Origin of the sequence: Streptacidiphilus anmyonensis, assembly GCF_000787855.1 — a bacterium.
Classification (GTDB): Bacteria; Actinomycetota; Actinomycetes; order Streptomycetales; family Streptomycetaceae; genus Streptacidiphilus; species Streptacidiphilus anmyonensis.
The window spans coordinates 8,133-10,588 of record NZ_BBPQ01000127.1; the positions used below are offsets into that span (position 1 = coordinate 8,133).

General features: G+C 73.5%; 2 protein-coding genes. Both read left to right on the plus strand.

Features of this window, described 5'->3' with window-relative positions; genetic code table 11:
* Positions 1-151: 151 nt before the first annotated feature.
* On the plus strand, positions 152-658 hold the full coding sequence (locus TR50_RS41560) for a hypothetical protein (protein ID WP_042435636.1): 507 nt from the start codon (positions 152-154) through the stop codon (positions 656-658).
* Between the two features lie 207 nt (positions 659-865).
* A partial coding sequence (locus TR50_RS41565) for a helix-turn-helix domain-containing protein (protein ID WP_052441897.1) occupies positions 866-2,456 on the plus strand: 1,591 nt, incomplete at its 3' end.

Here is a 2,456-nt window from a genome sequence, read left to right on the forward strand (position 1 = left end):
GTAACCGGGTTCGTCCGGATCCGACCGGAAGCCTTGGGTGGGGCGGGCGGGGCGGATGAGACTGGCTGTGCGCCGCCGGTTGCGCATCCGACCCGCCGGCCGTCCTTCTCGGCCGGCAGGCATCCATCGCCTCTCTGGGAGACAGTCGACCATGCCCGAGTTCCGATCCGTCCGCCCCGCCATCGCCAAGGCAACCACCACTGCCGTCGTTCTCGGCGCCGCCTTCGCCGGCACCGTCGCCCTGGCCCCCGGCGCCCAGGCGGCGACCGGGGGTGGCTGCCGCAACTGGTTCACCAGCCCTGCCGGGCAGTGGGCGGGAGAGCCGCTGGGGGTCTCGCTCGACTCCTGCGCCGCCATCAAGGACACCGACAACTCCGACATCGAGGCGAACATCGGCTTCCAGTCGAAGCTGGGCATCGACATCGACCCTTGCGCCCAGCTGGTGAACGCCGTGACCGGCGCGCGGGTCCACGACTACGGCTGCATCGGCTGGATCGGCTCCGACAAGGCGGTCAACGAGACGTACTCGGGCTGGCGCGACAGCTGGGTCGACGTGGGCAAGGGCGCGTACGTGGTCCAGGTCGGCTTCTGGGCGTACAACGCCAACAACCAGCTGCAGTACTACGGCAACGTGCAGAGCCCCCGCGTCAACCAGTGACGCTCCCGCTCCGGGAGGGCCGTGGTTGCCGAGGCGCGGGCCCTGCTCCCACGTCCCGGTGGCGTCTACGTCATTTGACGCAATCCAGCACCCCTGTCCGACGACTAACGTGGCGAGACCAGCGCGAGCGCGGCTGGTCACGACGGCACGGGAGCACGGAGTACGAGGGGGTGGGGCGCCATTACCGGTGGCCCGGGGTTCGGAGAGGTGCTGCGCGGTCATCGACGCGCCGCGCGGCTGACGTTGGAGCAGCTGGCCGAGGCGTCGGGGGTGAGCGCGCGGACGCTGTCGGACATGGAGCGCGGCCGCAGCAAGGGCCCGCAGCACCGGACGGTCGCGGCCCTCGCGGACGCGCTCGCGCTGAAGGACGAGGCACGCGAGCAGCTGCTCGGGCTGGCACGCGACGGCCGGCTGCGCGACCACTGGGCGCGCCCCAGCGGGCTGTGCGAACTGCCGCGTTCGGTCGAGGACTTCACCGGTCGCACCGCCGAGCTCGTCTGGATGAGCGAGCTGGTGTACACCGAGAGCGCGCCGGGCGTCGGCGTGGTGGGGCTGATCACCGGCTCGGCGGGCCTGGGCAAGACCACGCTCGCGGTGCGCGCGGCGCCCGCCGTGCGGCCGAGCTTTCCCGACGGGGTGTTCTTCCTCGACCTGTTCGGGATGTCCCAGCGGCCGGTCGCCGCCGAGGAGGCGCTCGGGTCGCTGCTGCGCGCGCTCGGCGTCGCCGACCCGCAGATCCCGGCCGACGCGCAGGGCCGCGCCTCCCTGTACCGGTCGCTGCTGCTGGGCAGGCGCGCCCTGGTCGTGCTCGACAACGCCGCCTCGGAGGAGCAGGTGCGCCCGCTGCTGCCGGGCGGCGGTCCGGGACGGGCGCTGATCACCACCCGCCGTTTGCTGGCGGGCCTGGAGGGCGTCCGCAGGCTCGCCCTCGGACCGCTGCCGCTTTCGGAGGCGACGGAGCTGCTGACCGGGATCCTGGGCGAGCGCTCCGCCTCGGACGAGGCGTCGGCGCTGGCCCGGCTGGCCGACCTGTGCGGCGGCCTGCCGCTGGCTCTGCGGATCATCGGCAACCGCCTGGTCAGCCGCCCGAGTTGGGACGCCGCCGAGCTCGCGGTCCGACTGGCGGACGAGGAGCGCAGGCTCGACCAGTTCACGGCGGGCGACCTGAAGATCGCCAATGCCTTCGGGATGTCGTACGACCAGCTGACGGACTCGGCGCGGCGGGTGTTCCGCAGGCTCGCCGTCGTCCCCGGCCAGGACTTCGACGCCGACTTGGCCGCCGTCGCCGGCGGTACGACGGTCGAGGACGCCTGGACCGCGCTCGACGGCCTGGTCGACCTCGGCCTGTTGCAGGACGGCGAGTCGGGCCGGTACCGCTTCCACGACCTGGTGCGCCTGTTCGCCCGTGAACGGCTCCAGGCCGAGGAGACCCCGGCCGAGCGCGAGGCCCTGACGCGGAGGGTCACCTCGTGGCTGCTGCGCACGGCCACGACGGCCGGGCGGTGGTTCGAACCCGGCTACGGCCGCCCCGACCGGACCGACCCCGACCTGCTCCCGATGGACTCGGCGGCGCAGGCCGAGCGGTGGCTGCGGGTGAACGTGGGCAACTGGCTGGGAGCGCTGCGTCTCGCGGCGGGCAGCGGCACGGACACCGCGGACGCCCTCGTCCTGGACTGCGCGGAGTCGATGCACTGGTTCTCCGACCGGTGGGCGCACGGGTCGCACTGGCGCGAGGTCTTCACCCTCGGCGCGAAGGCCGCGGCGGCCCTCGGGGATCCCGCGCAGCAGGCGACCCAGG

What these genes read in the sequence shown, in the direction of transcription:
- TR50_RS41560 (WP_042435636.1), top strand. Translation starts at nt 152, where the DNA reads ATGCCCGAGTTCCGATCCGTCCGCCCCGCCATCGCCAAGGCAACCACC.